21 protein-coding genes are annotated in these 23,725 nt (G+C 63.0%); 10 read left to right on the forward strand and 11 right to left on the reverse strand.

Features of this window, described 5'->3' with window-relative positions; translation table 11 throughout:
* Positions 1-458: 458 nt before the first annotated feature.
* Positions 459-1,514 (reverse strand): phosphoribosylformylglycinamidine cyclo-ligase, encoded by a 1,056-nt coding sequence (gene purM, locus WN982_RS17435; RefSeq protein WP_341313162.1) that lies wholly within the window; start codon positions 1,512-1,514, stop codon positions 459-461.
* A gap of 93 nt (positions 1,515-1,607) precedes the next feature.
* Here purM and WN982_RS17440 point away from each other — a divergent pair, with 93 nt between their 5' ends.
* The 7 genes from WN982_RS17440 to panB all read left to right on the forward strand — a co-directional run bounded on the left by WN982_RS17440 (position 1,608) and on the right by panB (position 7,907).
* On the forward strand, positions 1,608-2,684 hold the full coding sequence (locus WN982_RS17440; RefSeq protein WP_341313163.1) for an AI-2E family transporter: 1,077 nt from the start codon (positions 1,608-1,610) through the stop codon (positions 2,682-2,684).
* 73 nt (positions 2,685-2,757) lie between these two features.
* The gene (hda, locus tag WN982_RS17445; protein ID WP_341313164.1) at positions 2,758-3,519 is read left to right on the forward strand and encodes a DnaA regulatory inactivator Hda; all 762 of its coding nucleotides are present in this window, start codon (positions 2,758-2,760) and stop codon (positions 3,517-3,519) included.
* The gene (locus WN982_RS17450) at positions 3,512-4,198 is read left to right on the forward strand and encodes an HAD family hydrolase (RefSeq protein WP_341313165.1); all 687 of its coding nucleotides are present in this window, start codon (positions 3,512-3,514) and stop codon (positions 4,196-4,198) included. Before hda ends, WN982_RS17450 begins: the two co-directional genes overlap by 8 nt.
* A complete protein-coding gene (gene pcnB / locus WN982_RS17455; protein WP_341313166.1) occupies positions 4,195-5,778 on the forward strand; it encodes a polynucleotide adenylyltransferase PcnB in 1,584 nt (527 codons plus the stop codon). Before WN982_RS17450 ends, pcnB begins: the two co-directional genes overlap by 4 nt.
* 48 nt (positions 5,779-5,826) lie before the next feature.
* Positions 5,827-6,375, forward strand: coding sequence for a 2-amino-4-hydroxy-6-hydroxymethyldihydropteridine diphosphokinase (folK, locus tag WN982_RS17460; protein WP_341313167.1), 549 nt, complete (start codon positions 5,827-5,829; stop codon positions 6,373-6,375).
* Positions 6,372-7,052, forward strand: a complete 681-nt coding sequence (locus tag WN982_RS17465) for a deoxynucleoside kinase (protein WP_341313168.1) — start codon at positions 6,372-6,374, stop codon at positions 7,050-7,052. Before folK ends, WN982_RS17465 begins: the two co-directional genes overlap by 4 nt.
* A 39-nt stretch (positions 7,053-7,091) precedes the next feature.
* Positions 7,092-7,907, forward strand: coding sequence for a 3-methyl-2-oxobutanoate hydroxymethyltransferase (gene panB, locus WN982_RS17470; protein WP_341313169.1), 816 nt, complete (start codon positions 7,092-7,094; stop codon positions 7,905-7,907).
* Positions 7,908-8,235: 328 nt separating this feature from the next.
* On the opposite strand, the gene pabB is transcribed toward panB, so the two are convergent.
* The 5 genes from pabB to grpE form a co-directional block, all read right to left on the reverse strand.
* Entirely contained in the window at positions 8,236-10,122 is a 1,887-nt protein-coding gene (gene pabB / locus WN982_RS17475; protein ID WP_341313170.1) for an aminodeoxychorismate synthase component I, read from the reverse strand.
* Positions 10,123-10,147: 25 nt separating this feature from the next.
* A complete protein-coding gene (dnaJ, locus tag WN982_RS17480) occupies positions 10,148-11,290 on the reverse strand; it encodes a molecular chaperone DnaJ (protein ID WP_341313171.1) in 1,143 nt (380 codons plus the stop codon).
* 267 nt (positions 11,291-11,557) lie between these two features.
* The gene (gene dnaK / locus WN982_RS17485) at positions 11,558-13,513 is read right to left on the reverse strand and encodes a molecular chaperone DnaK (RefSeq protein WP_341313172.1); all 1,956 of its coding nucleotides are present in this window, start codon (positions 13,511-13,513) and stop codon (positions 11,558-11,560) included.
* Positions 13,514-13,665: 152 nt separating this feature from the next.
* A complete protein-coding gene (locus tag WN982_RS17490) occupies positions 13,666-14,103 on the reverse strand; it encodes a thioredoxin family protein (protein ID WP_341313173.1) in 438 nt (145 codons plus the stop codon).
* Positions 14,104-14,138: 35 nt separating this feature from the next.
* Complete coding sequence (gene grpE, locus WN982_RS17495; RefSeq protein WP_341313174.1) at positions 14,139-14,729, reverse strand: nucleotide exchange factor GrpE; 591 nt, start codon at positions 14,727-14,729, stop codon at positions 14,139-14,141.
* 378 nt (positions 14,730-15,107) lie between these two features.
* Between grpE and WN982_RS17500 the strand changes: the two genes are divergently transcribed.
* Positions 15,108-15,269 (forward strand): hypothetical protein, encoded by a 162-nt coding sequence (locus WN982_RS17500; protein WP_165848039.1) that lies wholly within the window; start codon positions 15,108-15,110, stop codon positions 15,267-15,269.
* Here the strand turns inward: WN982_RS17500 and WN982_RS17505 are convergent.
* From WN982_RS17505 to WN982_RS17520, 4 genes are all read right to left on the reverse strand, one after another.
* The gene (locus tag WN982_RS17505) at positions 15,241-15,648 is read right to left on the reverse strand and encodes an RNA-binding S4 domain-containing protein (RefSeq protein ID WP_341313175.1); all 408 of its coding nucleotides are present in this window, start codon (positions 15,646-15,648) and stop codon (positions 15,241-15,243) included. The two genes, WN982_RS17500 and WN982_RS17505, sit on opposite strands and share 29 nt — an antisense overlap.
* A gap of 8 nt (positions 15,649-15,656) precedes the next feature.
* Positions 15,657-16,727: a ferrochelatase gene (gene hemH, locus WN982_RS17510; RefSeq protein ID WP_341313176.1), complete on the reverse strand. Its 1,071-nt coding sequence runs from the start codon at positions 16,725-16,727 to the stop codon at positions 15,657-15,659.
* 165 nt (positions 16,728-16,892) lie between these two features.
* The gene (gene hrcA / locus WN982_RS17515; RefSeq protein ID WP_341313177.1) at positions 16,893-17,912 is read right to left on the reverse strand and encodes a heat-inducible transcriptional repressor HrcA; all 1,020 of its coding nucleotides are present in this window, start codon (positions 17,910-17,912) and stop codon (positions 16,893-16,895) included.
* Positions 17,913-17,961: 49 nt separating this feature from the next.
* Complete coding sequence (locus WN982_RS17520; protein ID WP_341313178.1) at positions 17,962-18,111, reverse strand: hypothetical protein; 150 nt, start codon at positions 18,109-18,111, stop codon at positions 17,962-17,964.
* A gap of 116 nt (positions 18,112-18,227) precedes the next feature.
* Between WN982_RS17520 and WN982_RS17525 the strand changes: the two genes are divergently transcribed.
* Entirely contained in the window at positions 18,228-19,124 is an 897-nt protein-coding gene (locus WN982_RS17525) for an NAD kinase (protein WP_341313179.1), read from the forward strand.
* A gap of 70 nt (positions 19,125-19,194) precedes the next feature.
* On the forward strand, positions 19,195-20,865 hold the full coding sequence (recN, locus tag WN982_RS17530; protein ID WP_341313180.1) for a DNA repair protein RecN: 1,671 nt from the start codon (positions 19,195-19,197) through the stop codon (positions 20,863-20,865).
* Between the two features lie 41 nt (positions 20,866-20,906).
* Here recN and glnE read toward each other — a convergent pair whose 3' ends face one another.
* Positions 20,907-23,699, reverse strand: coding sequence for a bifunctional [glutamate--ammonia ligase]-adenylyl-L-tyrosine phosphorylase/[glutamate--ammonia-ligase] adenylyltransferase (gene glnE / locus WN982_RS17535; protein WP_341313181.1), 2,793 nt, complete (start codon positions 23,697-23,699; stop codon positions 20,907-20,909).
* Positions 23,700-23,725 lie beyond the last annotated feature (26 nt).

Raw genomic sequence — 23,725 nt, forward strand, 5'->3', positions numbered from 1 at the left:
GAAGTGGCTTGCGGTTTGCTGGAGAAGCAACGCCCGGCGGTTAAGTCGGCGGGACGCAGAATATTGCTACGGCTTGAGAAGTACCGCGGCGGTCGCCTTAACGCGGTACGGAAACGGCCAGATGGTTTTGCGAAGCAACGCCAAGTGCCGAAACGGGCAACCGGTTTGATGAAGTACCGCCACGGCGCGCGCAGCGCCGCCGGAAGTATGACCGCCTTGTCACCAGCGCTGAATGTGCGAGGACACCGATTCCAGATGCTCCACTGTCCCCTCCAAGCCAGGGGACCCGCTTAAGAGCTAGCGGTTTGAGCCGCTTTCTTTTGCCTACTTTTCTTTGCGGCAGGCAAAGAAAAGTAGGTGCCGCCCCGCACAGGGGCAACGCTAATAAACCAATAAGAAAAGAAAAAACCACCGCCGCAGGCGTACAACCCAAAGCGCCGCGCAGGCAAAAAAAATCTTTAAACCACTACAGTTTGAGCCTCACCAACCGCGCTCTCGCGAATAACCCCGATCTTCCAAACGTGCTCGCCGGCGGCAGCCAAAATCGCAATGGCAGCATCTGCATCAGCAGCAGAAACAACAACAGCCATCCCGATCCCGCAGTTAAACACCCGATGCATTTCAGCATCAGCCACACCGCCATGCTTCTGCAACCACGAGAACAACGGCGGCATCGGCCACGCCCGATGATCCAGCTCTGCCGTCAAACCTTCACGCAAAACCCGCGGAATATTCTCAACCAGCCCACCGCCGGTGATATGCGCCATCCCCTTCACGGCAACCTGCTGCATCAAAGCGAGCAAAGGCCTCACATAAATATGCGTAGGCGCCATCAACGCATCAGCCAACGACCGCCCATCAAAATCGGCATTCAAATCAGGCTGCGCACGCTCAATAATCTTCCGCACCAGCGAAAAACCATTCGAATGAATCCCGCTGGAAGCCAACCCCAGCACAACATCACCCGGGGCAATCGTGCTGCCGTCGATAATCTTGCTCTTTTCGACCGCGCCGACCGCGAAACCGGCCAGATCGTATTCGCCGTCCGGATACATGCCCGGCATTTCAGCCGTCTCGCCGCCGATCAGCGCGCAACCGGCCAGTTCGCAGCCATGCGCGATACCCTTGACGACCGTCGCCGCGGTGCCGACGTCCAGCTTGCCGCATGCGAAATAATCGAGGAAGAACAGCGGTTCGGCACCCTGCACGAGAATGTCGTTGACGCTCATCGCCACCAGATCCTGGCCGACCGTGTCATGCTTGTTCAGTTGAAACGCCAGCCGCAGCTTGGTACCGACGCCGTCGGTGCCCGACACGAGCACCGGCTCGCGGTATTTCTTCGGCACCTCGAAGAGCGCGCCAAACCCGCCGATGCCACCCAGCACACCGTCGCGCATCGTCTTTTTGGCAAAGGGCTTGATCGCGTCGACAAGGGCGTCGCCCGCGTCGATGTCCACGCCGGCGTCGCGATACGACAAACCTTGGGCGTCAGGGGCGGATTTCGGTTGATTCATGGGGAAGAGCGAGAAGGTCGGTAAAATGCGATTTTACCCGATGCCGGCCGGTTGGCTGGACTTTCACCCGCGCCAACCACCTGGGAAACAATTTTGCAGCAAAACTCTTCGATTCTGACGCCCGTTCAGCGCCGCGCCTTCATCTGGCTAGCCATCGCGCTGGGCGTCGGCATTCTGCTCTGGCTACTGAGCCCGGTCCTCACGCCATTCCTGCTCGGCGCGATTCTCGCGTACATTCTGCAACCGGGCGTCGCGTGGATGGTGCGCCGACGCGTGCCGCGCGGACTCGCTGCGTTACTGATGATGCTGCTGTTCTCGCTGATGATGACGCTGCTCGTGCTGCTGGTACTAGCCGTCGTCCAGAAGGAAGGCCCGCAGTTGAAGCAGCAGGTACCGGTACTGTTCGCGCATGTCAGCGCGTGGCTGCAACCGAAACTCGCCCTGCTAGGCCTCGCCGATTCGCTCGATTTCGCCAGCATCCGCGATCTCGTCATGGGGCAACTGGAAGGTAGCGCACAGACCGTCGCGCGCTATGCCTGGACCTCGATCCGCACCAGCGGCAACGTGATGATCACGCTGGTCGGCAACGTCGTGATGGTACCGCTCGTGCTGTTCTATCTGCTATACGACTGGAACCGTATGCTCGCGCGCATGCAGATCGTGGTCCCGCGCCGTTGGCTCGACAAGACCCTGCAACTCGCGCGCGACATGGACCAGATGCTCTCGCAGTACCTGCGCGGCCAGTTGCTCGTAATGGCGGTGCTCGCGGTCTACTACGCTATCGCGCTGACCATTGCACGCTTCGAGATTGCCTTGCCGGTCGGCATTTTCACGGGCCTGGCGGTCTTCATCCCGTACATCGGGTTTGCAACTGGTCTGGCGCTGGCGCTGCTCGCGGCACTGCTACAGTTCGGCGACTGGTACGGTTTCGGCGCGGTCGCCGTGATTTACGGCGTCGGCCAGATTGTGGAGAGCTTTTTTCTTACGCCGCGTCTGGTCGGCGAACGGATCGGCCTGCACCCGCTCGCGGTAATCTTCGCGTTGCTCGCGTTCGGTCAGCTGTTCGGCTTTTTCGGCGTACTGCTTGCGCTGCCGGTCAGCGCGATTCTGTCGGTGGCAATGCGCGAGTTGCGTCAAAGCTACCTGACGAGCACGCTTTACAACAACTGACCGCTCATTGACTGTTTTCGGTCCGATGTACGGGCCATTTGCGGCCTTAGCCCATTTTCGGCATTAACCTACTGTGCTTCGTCAACTGACGCTCGATCTCGGCACCCCGCCGCCATCGACATTCGACAATTTCTTCGCCGGCGCCAACGCCGAACTGGTCACACGGTTGCGCGAACTGGATAACGCGCTCGCGGCCGGCCCGGTGGCCGATCGCACCTTCTACATCTGGGGCGAGGCCGGCAGCGGCCGCACCCATCTGTTGCAGGCGCTCGTCCACGAAGCGCCGCCGGGTCATGCGCGCTATGCCGGTCCGCAAAGCAGTCTCGCCGCCTTCACGTTCGACCCGCGCGTCGCGCTATATGCGATCGACGATTGTGACGGTTTGTCCGCGGCCCAGCAGATCGCCGTATTCAACCTGTTCAACGAAGTGCGCGCACATCCGACCAGCGCGTTGGTCGCCGCCGGCAGCGCCGCGCCGATCGGCATGACGGTGCGCGAAGATCTGCGCACGCGCTTCGGCTGGGGCCTCGTGTTCCATCTCGCGCCGCTGCCGGACGAAGGCAAGGCCGCGGTGCTGAAGCACGCTGCGCGCGAACGCGGCATTGCACTCGCCGACGACGTCCCCGCCTACCTGCTCACGCATTTTCGCCGCGACATGCCGAGCCTGATGGCGCTGCTCGACGCGCTCGACCGCTTCTCGCTCGAACAGAAGCGCGCGGTCACGCTGCCGCTGTTGCGTACCATGCTGGCGTCGCCCGACGGCGACGAGAGGCGAACGGCGCCCGCCTCATCCGCGTCACCCGCCGCTTCAAGTAAAATAGGCCCCCATGGCTAATCTCGCACTCTTCGACCTCGATCACACGCTCATCCCCACCGACAGCGACCACGAATGGGGCCGCTTCATGGTGAAACACGGCATGGTCGACGCCGAAAATTTCGCCCGTGAAAACGACCGTTTTTTCGCGGACTACAAAGCCGGCAAGCTCGACATTCACGCCTATCTGATCGCCATGCTTACGCCGCTCGCGAAATACTCGCGCGCGCAGCTCGCCGACTTTCACGCGCAGTACATGCACGAAGTCATCAAACCGGCAATCTTTCCCGTCGCGCTGGAACTGGTAAAGCAGCATCGTGAGGCAGGCGATCTCTGCTGCGTGGTCACCGCCACCAACGAGTTCATCACCCGCCCGATCGCGGAAGCCTTCGGCGTTCAGGCACTGATCGCCTGCGAAGCGGAAACCGTCGACGGCCAGCCGCATTCGCCGTACACCGGCCGCCCCACCGGCACGCCGAGCTACAAAGAAGGCAAGATCGTCCGTACCGAGGCATGGCTCGCTTCGCTCGGCAAGACCTGGGCAGACTTCGAGCACAGCTATTTCTATAGCGACTCGCACAACGACATCCCGCTGCTCGACAAGGTCACCGATCCGATCGCGACCAATCCCGACGACACATTGCGCGCCCATGCGCAGGCCAAAGGCTGGCGCATCCTCGAACTCTTTCAACCCACGTGATCAAAAAACTTATCCGCAAGCTATTCGGCCAGGACTCGGCGCCCGCTGACGACACCACGCCCGCCGAAGCCGAAGCCGACGAAACTGGCGGCGCATCGGCGCGCACCACGTCTGGCGCAGCCAAAGCGCGCCGCAAACCAGCGCGCCCCGCTGCCAAAACCGTACGCGATCCCGATGTGCCGGTCATCATTCCGCACGACGTCCACGGCATCGATCCCTCGCTGATTTCGAGGAACGCGATTCGCGTCACCGAAGGTTTGCAGCAGGCCGGCCACCGCGCGTTCATTGTCGGCGGTGCGGTACGCGATCTGCTGCTCGGCATCGCACCGAAAGACTTCGACGTCGCCACCGACGCGACACCCGAGCAGGTGCAGAAGCTGTTCCGCCGCGCACGCATCATCGGCCGCCGGTTTCAGATCGTGCACGTGCAGTTCGGTCAGGAAATCATCGAAACCTCAACGTTCCGCGCGCTGGTCGATCCGCCCGCGGCCGACGCCGCGCCGCCACGCCGCCTGAAGCGCGACGAGCTCGATCGCCGCACGCACGCCGTGGACGCAAGCGGCCGCGTGCTGCGTGACAACGTCTGGGGCGAGCAGCACGAAGACGCCACGCGCCGCGACTTCACGATCAACGCGATGTACTACGATCCGGCCACGCAAACCGTGCTGGATTATCACCACGGCATGGCCGACATGCGCGCGCGCCTGCTGCGAATGATCGGCGACCCGTCCACGCGTTATCGCGAAGATCCGGTGCGGATGCTGCGCGTGGTGCGTTTCGCCGCGAAGCTCGACTTCGAAATCGAAGACGCGACCCGCGCGCCGATCGCCAAAATGGCCGATCTGATCAACAACGTGCCCGCCGCGCGTCTGTTCGACGAAATGCTCAAGCTGATGCTGTCGGGTCACGCGCTCGCCTGTTTGAAACGGCTGCGCCAGGAAGGCCTGCATCACGGCCTGCTGCCTCTGCTCGACGTGGTTCTCGAACAGCCCACCGGCGAAAAATTCATCACGCTCGCGCTCAACAACACGGATGCCCGCGTACGCGCCGGCAAACCGGTGTCGCCGGGCTTCCTGTTCGCCACGCTGCTGTGGCACGACGTGCAGCAGCGCTGGCAGCAATTTGAAGCAAACGGCGAATATCCGGTGCCCGCCCTGCATCGCGCGATGGACGAAGTCCTCGACATGCAAACCGAGAAACTTGCGATCCACAAGCGCTTCTCGTCGGATATGCGCGAGATCTGGGGTCTGCAGCTGCGCCTCGAAAAACGCTCGGGCCGCAGCGCGCTGAAGCTGCTGGAACACCAAAGATTTAGAGCGGGGTATGATTTCCTCCTGTTGCGCTGCGAATCGGGCGAACTCGATGAGTCGGTCGGCGCATGGTGGACGGAGTTCATCGAAGGGGACGTCGCCGCGCGCGAGACATTGCTCACGCAAGGCGGGAAGGACCGAAGCCCGAGAAAACGACGGCGGCGCAGCAGTGGCGCCAGAAACCGCAAAACGGGTGACGGAATGGAGGGCGGCACGCCAGTCGAACGCACAGCCAACGAAGCGGGCCACAACGGCTCACACGAAGACTGAGGCAGCGTTCGCTGAAGCCGTCGAACAAAAGTCGCAGGAAGTTATGCCATGACGGTTGCTTATCTCGGCCTCGGCGCGAATCTCGGGGACGCGCGCCAGACCCTGAAAGACGCGGTGGTGTGCCTCGCACAACAGCACACCATTACCGTGCTCGCCAAGTCGAGCTTCTATCGCACTGCCCCGATCGACGCGGGCGGCGACGACTATTACAACTGCGTCGTGAAGGTCGATACGACGCTCCCCGTGCGCCATCTGCTCGCGCTGTGCCACAAGATCGAGCATCAGTTCGGCCGTGAGCGGCCGTTTCGCAATGCACCGCGCACGCTGGATCTGGACATCCTGCTATACGGCGATCAATCGATCGACGAAGCCGATCTGATCGTGCCGCATCCGCGTCTGATCGAGCGCGCTTTTGCACTCGTGCCGCTCGTCGAAATCGATGCGGCGTTGATCATCCCGCAGCATGGCCGCGCCGATGCGCTGCTCGGCAGCGTTGCCGATCAACGTATCGAAAAGGTCAAATCGCCCTGTCAGTGCCCGATGCTCAATGCAATGGCTGCCGGCGCCGGCACCGCGGACAAGGGCCATTGCGAATGAACACGCCGCCGCTCACCGTCACCCCGCCGCACTTGCGTCCGCCAGTCGGCTATATCGCGATTGAAGGACCGATCGGCGTCGGCAAAACGTCGCTCGCGCGGCGCCTGGCCCAGCGCTGGTCGATGCACGAACTGTTCGAGCGGCCGCAGGACAATCCCTTTCTTGAACGCTTTTATCGCGACACCGCGCGTTATGCGCTGCCCGCACAATTGCATTTCGCATTGCAACGCGCGCAACAGGCGCAAGAAGTTGCCGCGGTGCATCTGTCCGGCACGCCGCTGATCGCCGATTTCATGACGCAGAAGAACGACATCTTCGCGCGCCTGACGTTACAGGAAGACGAGTGGCAGCTGTACCGCGCCCTCGCCGCTCGGATCGACGTGAGTGCGCCGGCGCCGGATTTCGTCGTCTATCTGCAAGCAAGTCCTGAGGTGCTGTTCGCACGCATTCAGAAGCGCGCAGTGCCGATGGAATTGCAGATCTCCGATGCTTACCTGCGCGCGCTGTGCGATGCTTACAACGAGTTTTTCTATCACTACGACCGCACGCCGGTGCTGACGGTCAACGCTGAACATCTGAATCCGCTCGACTCGGACGCGGACCTTGCGCTACTCGCAGAGCGCATCGAAACCATGCGCGGCCGCAAGGAATTCTTTGTCAAAGGCACGTCGCTGTAAGCAGCACGGCCTCCTCTTCTTTCCCAACGGATTTTCCCCATGACCTATTTGCAGGAAGCGAGCCGGAACGCCATCACCGTGCCGAAACTGCAGGCGATGCGCGATGCCGGCGAGAAAATCGCCATGCTCACCTGTTACGACGCGAGCTTCGCCGCGTTGCTGGATCGCGCAGGCGTCGACGTGCTGTTGATCGGCGACTCGCTCGGCAACGTGCTGCAAGGCCAGACGACCACCCTGCCGGTCTCGCTCGCGGACATCGCGTATCACACGGCGAGCGTGGCGCGGGCGCGGCCGTCGGCGTTAGTGGTCGCCGACCTGCCGTTCGGCACCTATGGCACGCCGGAGGATGCCTTCAGAAGCTCGGTGGAATTGATGCGCGCGGGCGCGCAGATGGTGAAGCTCGAAGGCGGCGAATGGCTCGCGGACACGGTGCGCTTTCTGGTCGAGCGTTCGATTCCGGTATGCGCGCACGTCGGCCTCACGCCGCAGTCGGTACACGCGTTTGGCGGCTTCAAGGTGCAAGGCAAAACCGAAGCGGGCGCGAGCCAGTTGCTGCGCGATTCGCTCGCCGTGCAGGACGCCGGCGCGCAACTGATCGTGATGGAAGCGATTCCGACACTGCTGGCGAGCGAAGTCACGAAGCAACTGCGGATTCCGACGATCGGCATCGGCGCCGGATTGGACTGCTCGGGTCAGGTGCTGGTGCTGCACGACATGCTGGGGATTTTCCCCGGCAAGCGGCCGCGCTTCGTGAAGGATTTCATGCAGGGGCAACCGAGCATTCTGGCTGCGATTGAGGCGTACGTGCGGGCGGTAAAGGACGGCTCGTTTCCCGGGCCGGAACACACGTTCTGACCGCCTCAACAGGGAATCGGACTAATCTGACACATTTTCACTCGTTTTGAGAATAGTCCGATATCGCATCAAATCCTGGTCGTCTATCTTCGTCTACCTGTTTACGCGGCTCCGCCGCCAGCCGATGAGAGATGACCATGAGCCCCTTTTGCCTGATTGACGTAGCGGAAATCCGCGAGCACGCCACCGCATCGCATGACGTGCGTGAATCCATATGGCACGCACGCCTGACTGACTGGATGACCCGATTGCTGCACGTTCGCCAGCGCTAGGGCGCTGCGGGAGCACGCACCGTTACAACGCTGGCAGCGCGCAGTCCGCTGCCCAGTCAGTCCTTAAGCTTTGCCGGTACCGCACCTCGCAGTGCATTGCACAACAGAAGCGCCTCGGCGTTCTGCACGTCGGTTAGAGTCAGCACACGCTCAGTGGCGTGAAGGTCGGCGTCCTCGAGCAGCATACCCCGCATGATCCCGGGCAATACGCCCGACTCTAGCGGCGGCGTCCACCAGCGTCCCGTCACCTTCACAAACACATTCGACCGACCGCCTTCGGTCAACTCGCCTCGCTCGTTGAAGAACAGCGTGTCGAATGCGCCTTTCGCCTCAGCTTCGCGCCAGCCGCGATCGTATTCCGCGCGACGGGTGGTTTTGTGACGCAGCAGCGGATCATTCGCGTCGGTTGCGGTAAAACCGTGGTCAGCCGCCAGCAGCACGAGGACAGTTGGCTCGGCTAGCGGCGCCAGTACTGCGGCGGTTATTTGCGCCGTTCCGCTTTTGTTCAGTGCAAGACGCACGCGGTGCGGCGTTTGCTTCGACAGCGCCGCGCATTTCTCCGCGAGCGACGTGCGGATTTCGTTCTCTTCGAATTTGAAGCCCAGCGTCGCGGCGCTGGCTGAGAGCCGTGCGAGATGGCGCGAGAGGTGCCGCACACCGTCCTCCCGGGTCGCGTACATCGTTTCGAACAGTTCGAAACCCGGCTCGGCGCCGGTCAGAAAACGGGCCTTCAATTGGCACTCCGCATATTCGTCGGCAGCGACGCTATCGAGCACGATACCCGCGCCGACGCCCATCGTGCCATGGCGCTCGCCTTCCCGGGTGGCAGCATTCAACGTCAGCGTACGGATCGCGACCGACAGGCAGAAGTCGCCGCAGGCGCTATCGCTCGCATTGGCGGCAGGTGCATCGAGCCAGCCGATCGCGCCCGTGTAGAGACCACGCGGCGTGCTTTCGAGCGCGTCGATCAATTGCATCGTGCGATGCTTCGGCGCGCCGGTAATCGAGCCGCACGGAAACAGCGCTCGTATGACGTCGGCAAACGACGTGCGCGCGCGCAATGTCGCTTGCACGGTCGATGTCATCTGCCACACCGACGCATAAGGTTCGACCGAAAACAGCACGGGCACACTGACCGAGCCTGTCTGCGCCACGCGTGACAGATCGTTGCGCAACAGATCGACGATCATCACGTTTTCAGCGCGGTTTTTCGGATCGTTGGCGAGGAACTCGGCAGTGTGCCGGTCCTCCGCCGGATCATCCGAGCGCGGCGCCGTGCCTTTCATCGGCCGGGCGCGCAGCGTGGCGCCCTCCTTCTGGATGAACAATTCCGGCGAACACGACAGCACCCAGTCGTCGCCCGGCAACGCGATCAGCGCGCCGTACCGCACCGGCTGACGGGCTCTCAAGCGCCGATAGAGTGCCGTTGGCGAGCCAAATACATCGAAACCAAGCCGATACGTGTAGTTGACCTGATAGGAATCGCCCGCACGCAGGGCGGCATGAATGGCATCGATCGCTTCATTGAATTGCGGTGGGTCGACGCTCTCACGAACGTTCGCTGTACCTGCCACCGACGCCTCGGCCGCGCCACCGTCAAGCTGCACGAGCCACGCGTCGGCCTCCTCGCGCGACAGCTTCGCGCAACGCTCGAACAATAAAAAACGCAGCGTGGCATCGCTACGCTGCGTTTTTTTCAATCCCCAACTGAGGACATCCCCAAGGGCGAGATTCCGGCCGAACTCATAGTCGGCGAGCACAACTGCATGCAAGCCACGCTGCGTTTCCGCGGCCACGGCTTCACACACTGCTTCAAGTTGCGCGGCGCTCGTACAAACCCGCTCATGCGCAAAACCCGTGTACAGACGACTCGAACGGCGCGCCGCCGTCGCATCGCAATCGTCGAGCAATGCGAAAACTACGCCGCGCTCATCTGCCGTCATGCTTACCGCCAACTTCGAACCGCCATTAATCGAAGAAGCTCTTCACCCGGTCGAACCAGCTCTTGCTTTGCGGGCTATGCCGAGCGCCGCCTTCCACCAGCGCCTTCTCGAACTGCTGAAGCAACTCGCGCTGCGACTCGGTGAGCTTGACCGGCGTTTCGACTTGCACGTGCACGTACAGATCACCGGCAATGCTCGAACGCAGCCCCTTGATGCCCTTGCCACGCAGACGGAACGTTTTGCCCGACTGCGTGCCATCCGGCACCGTGAAGCTGGCGCGGCCGGCAAGCGTCGGCACTTCGATCTCGCCGCCGAGGGCCGCCGTCGTGAACGGAATCGGCATCTGGCAATGCAGATCGTCGCCGTCGCGCTCGAACACCGAGTGCTGCTTGATATGGATCTCGACGTACAGATCGCCCGACGGACCGCCATTGATGCCCGGCTCGCCGTTGCCGGCCGAGCGGATGCGCATGCCGTCGTCGATACCTGCCGGGATCTTCACTTCCAGCGTCTTGGTTTCCTTCACCTTACCCGCGCCGTGGCAATGCGCGCACGGTTCAGGAATGTAGGTGCCAGTGCCGTGACACTTCGGGCAAGTCTGCTGGATGCTGAAAAAGCCCTGCGACATCCGCACCGAACCCGAACCGCTACAGGTCGGGCAAGTTTCCGGCTTGGTGCCGGGCTTGGCGCCCGAACCGTGACAGATTTCGCACGATACCCAGCTCGGCACGCGAATCTGCGTGTCGTAGCCGTGCGCGGCCTGTTCCAGCGTAATTTCCATGCTGTAGCGCAGATCGGCGCCGCGATACACCTGCGGGCCCGCGCGACCGCCACCGCCGCGTGCGGCGCCGCCGGCCGCCTGGCCGAAGATGTCGCCGAAAATATCGCCGAACGCATCGGCAAAGCCGCCGAAGCCTTGCGCACCGGCTCCGCCCATATTCGGATCGACGCCCGCGTGGCCGTACTGGTCGTACGCAGCACGTTTTTGCGAGTCCGACAGCATTTCATAGGCTTCCTTCACCTCTTTGAAATGCCCTTCCGAATCCTTGTTGCCCGGATTGCGGTCGGGGTGGTGCTTCATCGCAAGCTTGCGATAAGCCTTCTTGATTTCGTCGTCGCTCGCGTTCTTTGCGACGCCCAGAACCTCGTAGTAATCCCGTTTCGCCATATCGGTTCAACACCACTCGCGCAATGCGGCGCGGCGGCTCCTCTTGAATGCTGGAGTCTCACGACTCGTCCGGCCGTTGTTCACCCCGCTTTTAAGCGGCTTAAACAACGCCCTCCATAAAACAAATGTGCCCGGAGAGCCCAAAAGGCTCGCCAGGCGCGATAACCGCTCTTGCACGTTCATGTCGCCCGAACGGGCGCATTCCCTTGTGCAGCCGGGCCGCACACATCGCTGTGTGCGGCTTTACGGTCGAAATGCGACCTGGCTTTAGTCCTTCTTCACTTCCTTGAACTCGGCGTCGACAACGTCGTCCTGCTGCTGGTGGCTTGCGCCACCAGCCGATGCGCCCGCACCTGCCGCACCCGCTGCCGCAGCTTCGGCACCTTGCGCAGCCTGCATGTCGGCGTACATTTTCTCGCCCATCTTCTGCGAGGCGGTCGCCACCACTTCGATCTTGGCTTCGATCGCGGCCTTGTCGCTCGAACCGCTCTTCAGCGTTTCTTCGAGGTCCTTCAGCGCGGCTTCGATCTTGTCCTTCTCGCCGGCTTCCAGCTTGTCGCCGTATTCGGCGAGCGCCTTCTTCGTGCTGTGGACCAGCGCGTCGCCCTGGTTGCGGGCATCGGCCAACTCACGCAGCTTGTGATCTTCTTCCGCGTTCGCTTCGGCGTCCTTCACCATCTTTTCGATTTCGGCTTCGGACAGACCCGAGTTCGCCTTGATCGTGATGCGGTTTTCCTTGCCAGTTGCCTTGTCTTTCGCGCCGACGTGCAGAATACCGTTCGCGTCGATGTCGAAGCTCACTTCGATCTGCGGCGTGCCGCGCGGTGCCGGCGGAATGCCTTCGAGGTTGAACTCGCCCAGCAGCTTGTTGCCGGCCGCCATTTCGCGTTCGCCCTGGAACACCTTGATCGTCACGGCGCTCTGATTGTCGTCAGCCGTCGAGTAGACCTGCGCGTGCTTGGTCGGGATCGTGGTGTTCTTGTTGATCATCTTCGTCATCACGCCGCCGAGCGTTTCGATGCCGAGCGACAACGGGGTCACGTCGAGCAGCAGAACGTCCTTGCGGTCGCCCGACAGAACCTGACCTTGGATCGCGGCGCCAACGGCTACGGCTTCGTCCGGGTTCACGTCACGGCGCGGATCCTTGCCGAAGAATTCCTTAACCTTTTCCTGCACCTTCGGCATACGGGTCATACCGCCGACCAGAATCACGTCGTCGATTTCGCCGACCTTCACGCCTGCGTCCTTGATCGCCACGCGGCACGGTTCGATCGTGCGTTCGATCAGTTCTTCAACCAGCGCTTCCAGCTTCGCACGCGTGATTTTCAGGTTCAAGTGCTTCGGACCCGACGCGTCGGCCGTGATGTACGGCAGGTTGATTTCGGTTTGCTGGCTCGACGACAGCTCGATCTTCGCCTTTTCAGCCGATTCCTTCAGGCGTTGCAGCGCGAGCACGTCTTTCGACAGATCGACACCTTGTTCCTTCTTGAACTCGCCGATGATGTAATCGATGATGCGTTGGTCGAAGTCTTCACCGCCCAGGAACGTATCGCCGTTCGTGGACAGCACTTCGAACTGCATTTCACCGTCGACGTCGGCGATTTCGATGATCGAAATGTCGAAGGTGCCGCCACCCAGGTCATACACCGCGATCTTGCGGTCACCCTTTTCGGCCTTGTCGAGACCGAACGCGAGCGCAGCGGCGGTCGGTTCGTTGATGATCCGCTTCACTTCCAGACCGGCGATGCGGCCGGCGTCTTTGGTAGCCTGGCGCTGGCTGTCGTTGAAGTACGCGGGAACCGTGATCACAGCTTCGGTGACCGGCTCGCCGAGGTAGTCTTCAGCGGTCTTCTTCATCTTGCGCAGCACTTCCGCCGAGATTTGCGGCGGAGCCAGTTTGTCGTCGCGCACCTGGACCCATGCGTCGCCGTTGTCGGCCTTCATGATCTTGTACGGCATCAGACCGATGTCTTTCTGCACTTCCTTTTCTTCGAAGCGGCGGCCGATCAGGCGCTTGATTGCGTACAGCGTGTTCTTCGGGTTCGTAACCGACTGACGCTTGGCAGGCGCGCCGACGAGAATCTCGCCGTCTTCCATGTAAGCGATGATCGACGGCGTGGTGCGCGCGCCTTCCGAATTCTCGATCACCTTGACCGAATTGCCTTCCATGATCGCCACGCACGAGTTGGTCGTGCCGAGGTCGATGCCGATGATTTTGCCCATTTTTACTAATCTCCTGACTTTGATCGCTGCGGGAAGCGCCTTTTTGCCCATCTGGCGGTAAGGCACTCCGCCCTCAATTCATACCTGCACTCAACATGAGTGCGTCCGCATCGTTTTCAAGACCTCTTTTGCGATGCGGTCTTTAATTTTTTTCAATCGCTCGAACTTTTGCCGCTTTTGTCGCTACCTCGCGCACTGCCGCCGGCTGTGGCCGCCCGGATTTTTTCCCGCGCGGCCGCGACCGCCGCCTCGAACTGCCCAAGGCGGTGCCAGCCGGTTGCCCGGCCGAGCCGCTTGCCACGGTGGAAGAAGAACCATGTGGGCACGCCGTGAAGCATGAAGCGACGGCCCAGTTCGCGGTGCTCGTAGACGTTGCTGTGAAACCATCGGAGACCGAGCGCGCGAATCGCGTCCGGCTGCGTCAGCATCGCCTTCTTCGCGATCTCGCAGTTGAAGCAGTCGAGACCCCAGAAAAACACCACGGCCAGTTCATCCCCGGCCTCGGCCAGCTTGACGTCGAACGACTCGGCGCTGAGCTCCACCATGTCGAACGCGGCAAACGCGGTTGCGTCGACGGGAATGTTGGCCATAACGGTGCTCGCCGGGGCGAAACGGCTTGTAGCGCTTACTTCGGTGCCGCGACAGTCACGAGCGCCGGACGAAGAACGCGGTCGGCGATCACGAAGCCCTTTTGCAGCACGGCGACGACCGTGTTCGGCTCCTGATCGGCCGGCACCATCGAAATAGCCTGGTGGCGGTGCGGATCGAACTTCTCCCCGACCGGGTTCAGGGCGACAACGCGGCCCTTCTCCAGCGCACCGGTGAGCTGGCGCAGCGTCAGTTCGACGCCTTCGCGCACCTTCTGCAGGTCGTCGGACGAGTGGGCAACCGCGGCCTCGAGGCTGTCGACCACAGGCAGCAGGTGCTCGGCGAAGCTTTCGATCGCGAACTTATGGGCCTTGGTCACATCTTCCTGAGCGCGGCGGCGCACGTTTTCGGTCTCGGCCTTGGCCCGCAGGAAGTTCTCCTGCAACTCCGCGATCTTGGCCTGGGCATCGGACAGCGCGGCCTCGACGCCCGCTGCCGGCGAGTCGGCGGCAGTAGCGGCGGTTGCCGCCGCGTCCTGCTGGGATGCTGCGGCCTCGGCGGCCTGGCGCTCGGTTTCGTCGGCGGGCGTGGGATTCTGGCTCGTCGGGTTCTCTTGCGTGTTTTCCATGTCGCTGAAAGTCGTTAAAAAGTAAAAGCCAACGGTGGCGGCATCGAGCGGAAACTGGCGCAGTTTGTGCGTTGCAAAAACACGACAAACAGCCGCCGCGCGCTACCGCGTATCGAAACGGCAGATGGGGCCTGAAACAACCATTTCAAGCGGCTCGCCCGGGACTTTTCGGACCACGGATATGCGGCGGAAATGCCCGGTTACAACCATTATCGTGCCGCAATCAGATTGAGATTGAGTGCGCCCGACAAGTGGCCTATGCTCCAATAAAGCATCGGAAAAGACACGTTAACCCTAATCTGACGTAAACCTTTCCGACATTTTGCAATTCCACCTGATTAGCCCGTTTCCGTCCTGCATCTTCCTGAGGGGAGTACCGTGAAACTGACCTTTGCAATATCGGTGGTCGCATTGGTACTGATCGCGGGCACCACGACCATCTGCATGTCCGGCGCCGTCAACGATCACACCACCGAGTACGGCGGTGTGCACGCGACGATGGAACAGCTGTTCAATCCCCACCTGAAAATTTGTCGATAATGCGCCGGTCGCGCTTGGTCGGCCTGCCGTGCAAAACGGCGGCCGGCTCGCGATATGTCTTGCGCCGCTCCTGCTCGACTTGCCGCTTTACCTTGCTCTCTTCGGTTTCCGCATAAAGCGTCTGAGCGACGCTCGCCGGGCCGCGCACGTCGCACACGCCTAGCACTTCCACCTGCCAGACAATTCGCTCGATCTCGATTTCGACCAGGTCGCCGACGCGCACGTCCTTAGCCGGTTTGACGCTGGCGCCGCCGATGCGCACGTGCCCTTTGTCGACAGCATCCGCCGCGAGCGAGCGCGTCTTGAAGAAGCGCGCTGCCCAGAGCCATTTGTCGATGCGCAGCCTGGCGCCCGGTTCGGTTGAAACCCTGTAATTCATGAGTCCGCCTACGCCCCTGCCGTGTGCGGCACAGGCGCCGCCTGCACCGGCCAGCCTTGCAAATTCTGCGCGACGATCTCACCTAGCGCGGCAATCCATGCCTGCGAGGCGTTCACGCAGGGAATCCGGTGAAATTCCTTGCCGCCTGCATGTAGGAACTCGTCGCGCACTTCCATGCCGATTTCCTCAATCGTTTCAAGGCAATCGGCGGTGAAGCCCGGACAGAACACGTCGGCCCGCTGCACTCCCGCCGAGCCTAGTTCCTTCAGCGTCGGCGCGGTGTACGGCTGCAGCCATTCGGCGTTGCCGAAACGCGACTGGAAGGTAATCCGGCATTCCACCGGCGTCAGTTCCAGCGCGTGCATCAACAACGCGCCGGTTTGCTGGCACTGCTCGTGGTACGGATCGCCGAGGTCGAGCGTGCGCTTGGGCACGCCATGAAAACTGAGTACCAGCTTGTCGCCCGCCGCGAAATCCGGGCGGCCGTGCTGATGCCAGTAATGGTGCACCTGTGCGGCCAGGGCGGCGATGTACGCCGGATGATCGGCATACTGGCGCACCGTGCGGATTTCCAGTTGATTGCGCATCCGCTTGAGCGCTGAAAAAGCATCGTCGAAAGCCGTGGCCGTGGTCGACGACGAATATTGCGGATACATCGGCACCAGCAGCACGCGCTCGGCGCCCGCGAGCTTCAACTGGTTCAGCATGGCCGGAATGCCAGGCGTGCCGTAGCGCATCGCGTAGTCGACCAGCACCGTGTAGTCGTTCAATTGCAGCAAATGGCGCAAACCTTCCACCTGCTTCTCCGTGTACACACGCAGCGGCGAGCCTTCAGGCATCCAGACAGCCGCGTACTTCTTGGCCGACGCACGGCCCCGGGACGGCAGAATCAACAGCCGCAGGATCACCTGCCAGATCAAAGCGGGAATTTCGACCACGCGCGGGTCGGACAGGAACTGGGCCAGATAGCGGCGAACCGCGCGCGGCGTCGGCGCGTCGGGCGTGCCGAGATTGATCAGCAGCACGGCGACACGGTGCGACGTGGCGTTCTGCGAAGGCCGCTCGAGGTCGAAGCGCATAGGCAACAGGAATAGCCGCTTGAGGCGGAAAGTCGGTTTCAGGTGAGATTCATTATAGCGGCGCGGTCCATTGCGGGGTCTGCCAGGACACCCTGGCCATTCGGCCGATTGGCAAGCCGCGCGCCGTCGCGCATCATTTTCAGCATGAACCGCCGCTGCAAATGCTTACTGCTGGCTGAGAGTCAGCGAAAGCAGGCGGGCGGTGATGTCGACAATCGGAATCACACGGCTGTAGGCCATGCGAGTCGGCCCGATCACGCCGAGCGTGCCGACAATCTTGCCGTTCACCTCGTACGGCGCGGTGACGACGCTCATTTCCTCGATCGGCACGAGATTCGACTCGCCGCCGATGAAAATCTGCACGCCCTGGGCGTGACTCGACACATCAAGCAACTGAAGGAGACTGGTTTTTTGGTCGAACACATCGAACAGCTTGCGCAGCCGCGCCATGTCCGACGACAGGTCGGCGACCTCGAGCAGATTGCGCTCGCCGGAGATCAGCACGGTCTCGCCGGTGTCGGATTCGTCGGTGCTGGCCGTAACGGCAGCGTGCATCAGCGTGGTCATGTCGCCGCGCAGCGCGTCGATTTCTTCGCGCAGGCGCCGGCGCACGTCGTCGAACGACAGGCCCGCAAAGTGCGCATTGATGTAATTGGAGGCTTCAACCAGTTGCGACGGAGAGAAGTCGCGCTGGGTCGCCATAATGCGGTTTTGCACGTCGCCTTCGGGCGTCACGATGATCAGCAGGATGCGCTTGTCGGACAGGCGCATGAACTCGATCTGCTTGAACACGTGGCTGCGCCGCGGCGTCAGCACCACGCCGGCGAACTGCGACAGGTTGGACAGCACGCTGGCCGCCGCCGCGACGATTTTCTGCGGCTCGCCGGCCTGCAGCGTAGTCTTCACGGTACGGGTAACGGCTTCCTCGTCGGCTGCGGATTCGACGGTCAACATTGTGTCGACGAACAGCCGGTAGCCTCGCGGCGTAGGAATGCGGCCCGCGGAAGTGTGCGGACTGATCACGAGCCCCAGGTCCTCGAGGTCGGACATCACGTTGCGGATCGTCGCCGGACTCAATTCGAGGCCGGAATAGCGCGACAACGTGCGCGAGCCGACCGGCTGACCTTCGGCGATGTAGCGCTCGATCAGCGTTTTGAGGAGGGTTTGTGCGCGGGGATCTAGCATGACGGAAAATTTTAGCTCAATGACGCGACTATCGCGAGCGCTAACGGCGTCAACCGCGCCAGGCGCCGCCCGGCGCGCCGCCGGTTGGCGGGGCGGCGCTTTGCATCGGGTCCGGCACTTTGCCCGGCGCCTTGTCAGCGGCCAGTGCGGCGAATCCGCCAGTGACACGCTGCCCGGCCACAACCCGCACGCGTGTCATCAAGGCTTCACCATTCTAACGATAATCGTGCAACGCGCTGGCAGGCCGCGTTGGCTGGCCTGTTACCGGGTCTGTCTGCGGTTCTTTTCAGGCCCTACCTATGGTGTAATGCCGGCATGCAAGTGACCAGCCAGTTCAAGACCGTCGCGCTCGTCGGGCGCAGCAATACGCCGGGCATCGGCGAGCCGCTGACCGCGCTCGCCTCGTGCATCGCGAGGCGAGGCTTCGACGTCGTGTTCGAAGCAGAAACCGCCGCCGAAATCGGCATCACCGACTACCCGGCGCTGCGTCCCGCCGAGATCGGTGCGCGCGCCGACGTCGCCGTGGTGCTCGGCGGCGACGGCACGATGCTCGGCATCGGTCGCCAGCTTGCGCCGTACCGCACGCCGCTGATCGGCATCAATCACGGGCGGCTCGGTTTCATCACCGACATCCCGATCTCCGACATGAGCGAGATCGTGCCGCAAATGCTCGCCGGCAACTTCGAGCGCGAAGAACGCATGCTGCTCGAGGCGCGCATCATGCGCGGCGGCAATCCGATCTATCACGCGCTGGCGTTCAACGACGTGGTGGTCAACCGCAGCGGCTTTTCGGGGATGGCGGAGCTGCATGTGTCGGTGGACGGACGCTTCATGTACAACCAGCGCTCGGACGGCCTGATCGTCGCCACACCCACCGGTTCGACCGCCTACGCATTGTCGTCGCAAGGGCCGATCCTGCATCCGCAACTGCAAGGCATCGTGCTGGTGCCGATCGCGCCGCACGCGCTGTCGAACCGGCCGATCGTGCTGCCGGACGACTCGAAGGTCAGCATTCAGATCGTTTCGGGCCGCGAAGTGAACGTCAATTTCGACATGCAGTCGTTCACCTCGCTCGAACTGGGCGACACGATCGAAGTACGCCGCTCGCGTCATACGGTGCCGATGCTGCATCCGGTCGGCTACAGCCATTACGCGACGCTGCGCAAAAAACTGCACTGGAACGAATACCCGTCGCACGAAGAAGATATCTAGCCCTGAGCGGACCCGAACGAACCGGCTCGACCGCCGCGGCCCGCAACTTTAAGCTCATCAGACGACCTCCATGCTTCGCCACCTCTCGATACGCGACTTCGTCATCGTCGCCGCGCTCGATCTCGAATTCGACAGCGGCTTTACCGTTTTCTCCGGCGAAACCGGCGCCGGCAAGTCGATCCTGATCGACGCGCTGGCGCTCGCGCTCGGCGCCCGCGCCGACGCGAGCGTGGTGCGCACCGGCGAGAGCCGGGCCGACATCACCGCCGAGTTCGAGACGCATGCACAAGTCGAGCAATGGCTCGACGAACAGGCGCTCGGCACAGCGGCCGATGACGGCCATCACGGCGGCACCGTGATGCTGCGCCGCGTGGTGGATGCAAACGGCCGCTCGCGGGCGTTCATCAACGGCACGGCGGCCACGCTCACGCAGTTGCGTGAAGTCGGCGAGATGCTGGTGGATATCCATGGACAGCATGCGCACCAGTTGCTGATGCGCCCGGACGCGCAACGCGAGCTGTTCGACACGCACGCCGGTCTCACCGAAACCGCGGCAATCGTGACGCGAGCATGGCGCACGTGGCGCGACAAGGTCCAGGCCGTCGAGCACGCGCAAACCCGCGACCGCGAATTGCAGCTCGAACGCGAGCGCCTCGCGTGGCAGCTCACCGAACTGGACAAGCTTGCGCCGCAGCCGGGCGAGTGGGAAGAGGTCAACACCGAGCACCGGCGCTTGTCGCATTCGGCCAACCTGATCGACGGCGTGCAAGGCGCGCTCGGCGCACTGTCCGAATCGGATGAGGCCATGATCACGCATCTGGCCTCGATTGTCTCGAAGGTGCGCGACCTCGCGGAGATCGACCCGGCGTTGAACGACGTGCTGGCCGCGCTCGAACCGGCCGAGATCCAGTTGCAGGAAGCGGCATATTCGCTGAGCCACTACGCGCAAAAGCTCGAACTCGATCCGGACCGGCTCGCGCAGGTCGAAAAACGGCTCGACGCATTGCATTCGGCGGCACGCAAATTCCGCTTGCAGCCGGAAACGCTGCCTGAAGAACACGAAGCGCGCCGCGCGCAACTCGCCGCGCTCGACGCCGCAGCCGACCTCGACAGCCTCCACGCAGCCGAAGCCAAGGCCAAGGAAGATTTCCTCACCGAAGCGAAGAAGCTGTCAAAGGCACGCGCCAAGGCCGGCAAGGCGCTGGGCGCGGCGGTGACCACCGGCATGCAGGAACTGTCGATGAAAGGCGGCAGCTTCGAAGTCGCCCTGGTGCCGCTGCCGGAAGGCGGCGCGCACGGCCTCGAACAGGTCGAATTCCGCGTCGCCGGTCATGCGGGCGTGCCGTTGCGACCGCTTGCGAAAGTTGCCTCCGGCGGCGAACTGGCGCGGATCAGCCTCGCATTGGCCGTGATCGCCAGCGCGGCAAGCCCCACGCCGACCTTGATCTTCGACGAAGTGGATACAGGAATCGGCGGCGGCGTCGCGGAGGTCGTCGGCCGTTTGCTGCATCAACTCGGCGAGGCGCGCCAGGTGCTGTGCGTGACACACTTGCCGCAAGTGGCCGCACGCGGCGACCATCATTTCCAGGTGGCGAAAGCGGGCAACGGCCAAGGCGGCACGGTCAGCAGCGTGACCTCGCTCGACCGGGTGAGCCGCGTCGAAGAAGTCGCACGAATGCTCGGCGGCCTGGAGATCACCGCGACCACCCGCAAACACGCGAAGGAAATGCTGGCGGCTTAAGCGCAAGCGGCCGGAAGATCATCCCGGCCGGCCACGCGCCTTCAGCCAAACACCCGCTTCCACAACGCGAGCACCGCCTCGCGCTCGCTTGCCACCGAAGCCGGCTCCACTCGCGCCTTCTCCATCCCATCCAGACGCAGCTTGTGCTGCAACTTCCGGTAGGTCCGATACGCCGCGCCCACCGTCTCCGCCTCCGCTTCGCTCATCAAGCCGAAACGCGACACTTCGCGCAGCAACGCGATGTTGCCGGTATTGCGGATCAGTTCCGGATCGCTCGCCGCGTGCAACAGCACCCAGTACTGCACGGTGAATTCGATATCGACCATCCCGCCGCGGTCGTGCTTCAGGTCGAACAGCGCCGTATGGTTCGGATGTCCGGCCTCGACGCGCTCGCGCATCTCGACGATTTCCTTCGCGAGCGGCGCGGCCTCACGTGGCGTCGTCAGCACCTGTTCGCGGATCGCTTCGAATTTCGCGCCGATATCGGCGTCGCCCGCGCAGTAGCGCGCCCGGCTCAACGCCTGATGCTCCCAGACCCACGCGGTGTTCGCGGCGTCGCCTTCGCGCAACTGATAACGGCGGAACGCATCCAGATCGGTGACGAGCAGGCCCGACTCGCCGTTCGGCCGCAGCCGCAAGTCGACGTCGAACAAGGTGCCGGCGCCGGTCGCGGTGGTCAGCCAGGTGATCAGGCGGCGCGTGTAGGTCGCGTAGACGTCCGCGGCGGCATCGTCCGGATCGTCATAGAGGAAGATCACGTCGAGGTCGGACGCGTAGCCCAGTTCCTTGCCGCCCAGCTTGCCGTAGGCGATCACCGCGAAGCGCGGCACCTCGCGATGGCGTTTGGGCAACTGCTTCCAGACGGCTTCGAGTGTCACGTCGAGCACGGCATCGGCGAGTTCGGACAGCCGATCGCTCACGTGTTCGACGCTCAGCTTGCCGGCGAGATCGATCAGCAGGATGCGGAACACCTCGGCCTGATGCGCGTGGCGCAGCAGGTCCATCTGCTGTTCGACGCCGTCGGCGGCGGCCAGACGCAAACGCAGCGTGCGCTTGAACTCGGGCCAGTCGAACGGACTGGCGATCGCTTCGTCGTCGAGCAGTTCGTCGAGCAATTGCGGGTGGCGAATCAGATAGCCGGCGGCCCAGCTCGAACCGCCCAGCACCGACAGCACCCGATGCAGCGCCTGCGGATATTCGGTCAGCAGCGCCAGATACGCGCCGCGCCTGCTCACCGCTTCGAGCAGGTCGAAAAAGCGCGCCACCGTGTCGCCGCGCCGCCCGGCCGGCTCCAGCGTACGCGCGGCTTCCAGCGCGCGCTGCGCGACGATGTCGAAACGTTGCCGGCTGCGCTCCGCCAGCCCCGCGTAACGCGACGATTGCCAGACCGCGCGCAGCCGCGCCAGCAGATCGCCCGGCTCGGCCACACCCAGTTCGATCAGACGCGCCTGCAACGCTGCGTCCGCGCTGTCGTCGGCGAGCGCGCTGCTCCAGACCCACACCGCCGCGCCGTCCTCCGGTGCGCCGCAGCCGTCGCGGCCGCTCACCTTGTCGGCGAAAATCTGGTCGAACTGCTGTTCGACGAATTCGCGGTGGGCGTCGAGCTTCACCATCAGCGCGGCGTAGTCGTCGCAACCCATCGCGCGAGCGAGCGCCACGCGCGCTTCGGGATCGACCGGCATCGCGTGGGTCTGCGCGTCGTTGCGGTATTGCAGACGATGTTCGAGCTCGCGCAAGAAGCGGTACGCCTGCGAAAGCTTCACGCAGACCGCCGTGTCGATCAGCCCGTGCGTGGCCGCGTGCCGCAGCACCGCGAGCGTCGGCCGCACGCGGAAACCGGCGTCCTGGCCACCGCGGATCAGTTGAAACACCTGCGCGCTGAATTCGATTTCGCGGATGCCGCCGCGACCCAACTTGATGTCGTCGGCCTTGTCGGGCCGCATCGACGCACGGCGCTGCGCTTCCTGGCGAATCTGCAAATGCAGCGCGCGAATCGCGCTGATCACGCCGAAGTCGAGGTAACGGCGATAGACGAACGGCGTGACAATCGCGTCGAGCTGCTTCTGCAACCGCTGCGCGGCATCGCTCGCGCCCTCGGACACGAGCCGCCCCTTGATCCACGCATAACGCTCCCACTCGCGGCCCTGCACGTAGAAATACTCTTCGAGCATGCCGAGACTGCACACCAGCGGCCCCGAATCGCCATTCGGCCGCAAGCGCATATCGACGCGAAACACGTAACCGTCGGCGGTCACTTCCGCCAAAGCGCCGATCAACCGCTTACCGAGACGCGTAAAAAAGTCCTGCACGGCGATCGGCGAACGCTGACCACCCGCGGTCTCACCGTCTTCCTCGTAGATGAAGATCAGGTCGATATCCGACGACACGTTCAGCTCACGCCCGCCCAGCTTGCCCATCCCGACTACGCCTAAAGCGAGCCGCTCGCCTTGCGGTCCGCGCGGCTCGCCGTAAAGCACTTCGAGTTCGGCGGACAAAACCGCCAGCGCGCGCTGAATCGTCGTCTCGGCCAGATCGGTCATTGCACCGGTGACTTCGGCGACATCCGCCTCGCCAGCCAGGTCGCGCTCCATCACGGCGCAAAACACCTCGGTCCGCAATTGGCGCAAGGCCCGTTTGAGTGCATCCTCGCTCAACGCGCCGCCCGCCGCTTCGGTTGCCTCGGCACACAGCGCGTCGAAACGCGCGTCGATGCGCTCGCGCGTGAGCGGCGCGGACGCCAGCGCCGCCACATGCGCCGCGAGTTGCGGGCGGGCCGCTGCGGCGCGGGCCGCGTAGTGTGAATAGTTGGAACTCAGGAGAGTGGCGTCAGTCATCAAGGGTCTGGCTCGCTCGTTGCTTT

Origin of the sequence: Paraburkholderia sp. IMGN_8 (assembly GCF_038050405.1) — a bacterium.
Lineage (GTDB): Bacteria > Pseudomonadota > Gammaproteobacteria > Burkholderiales > Burkholderiaceae > Paraburkholderia.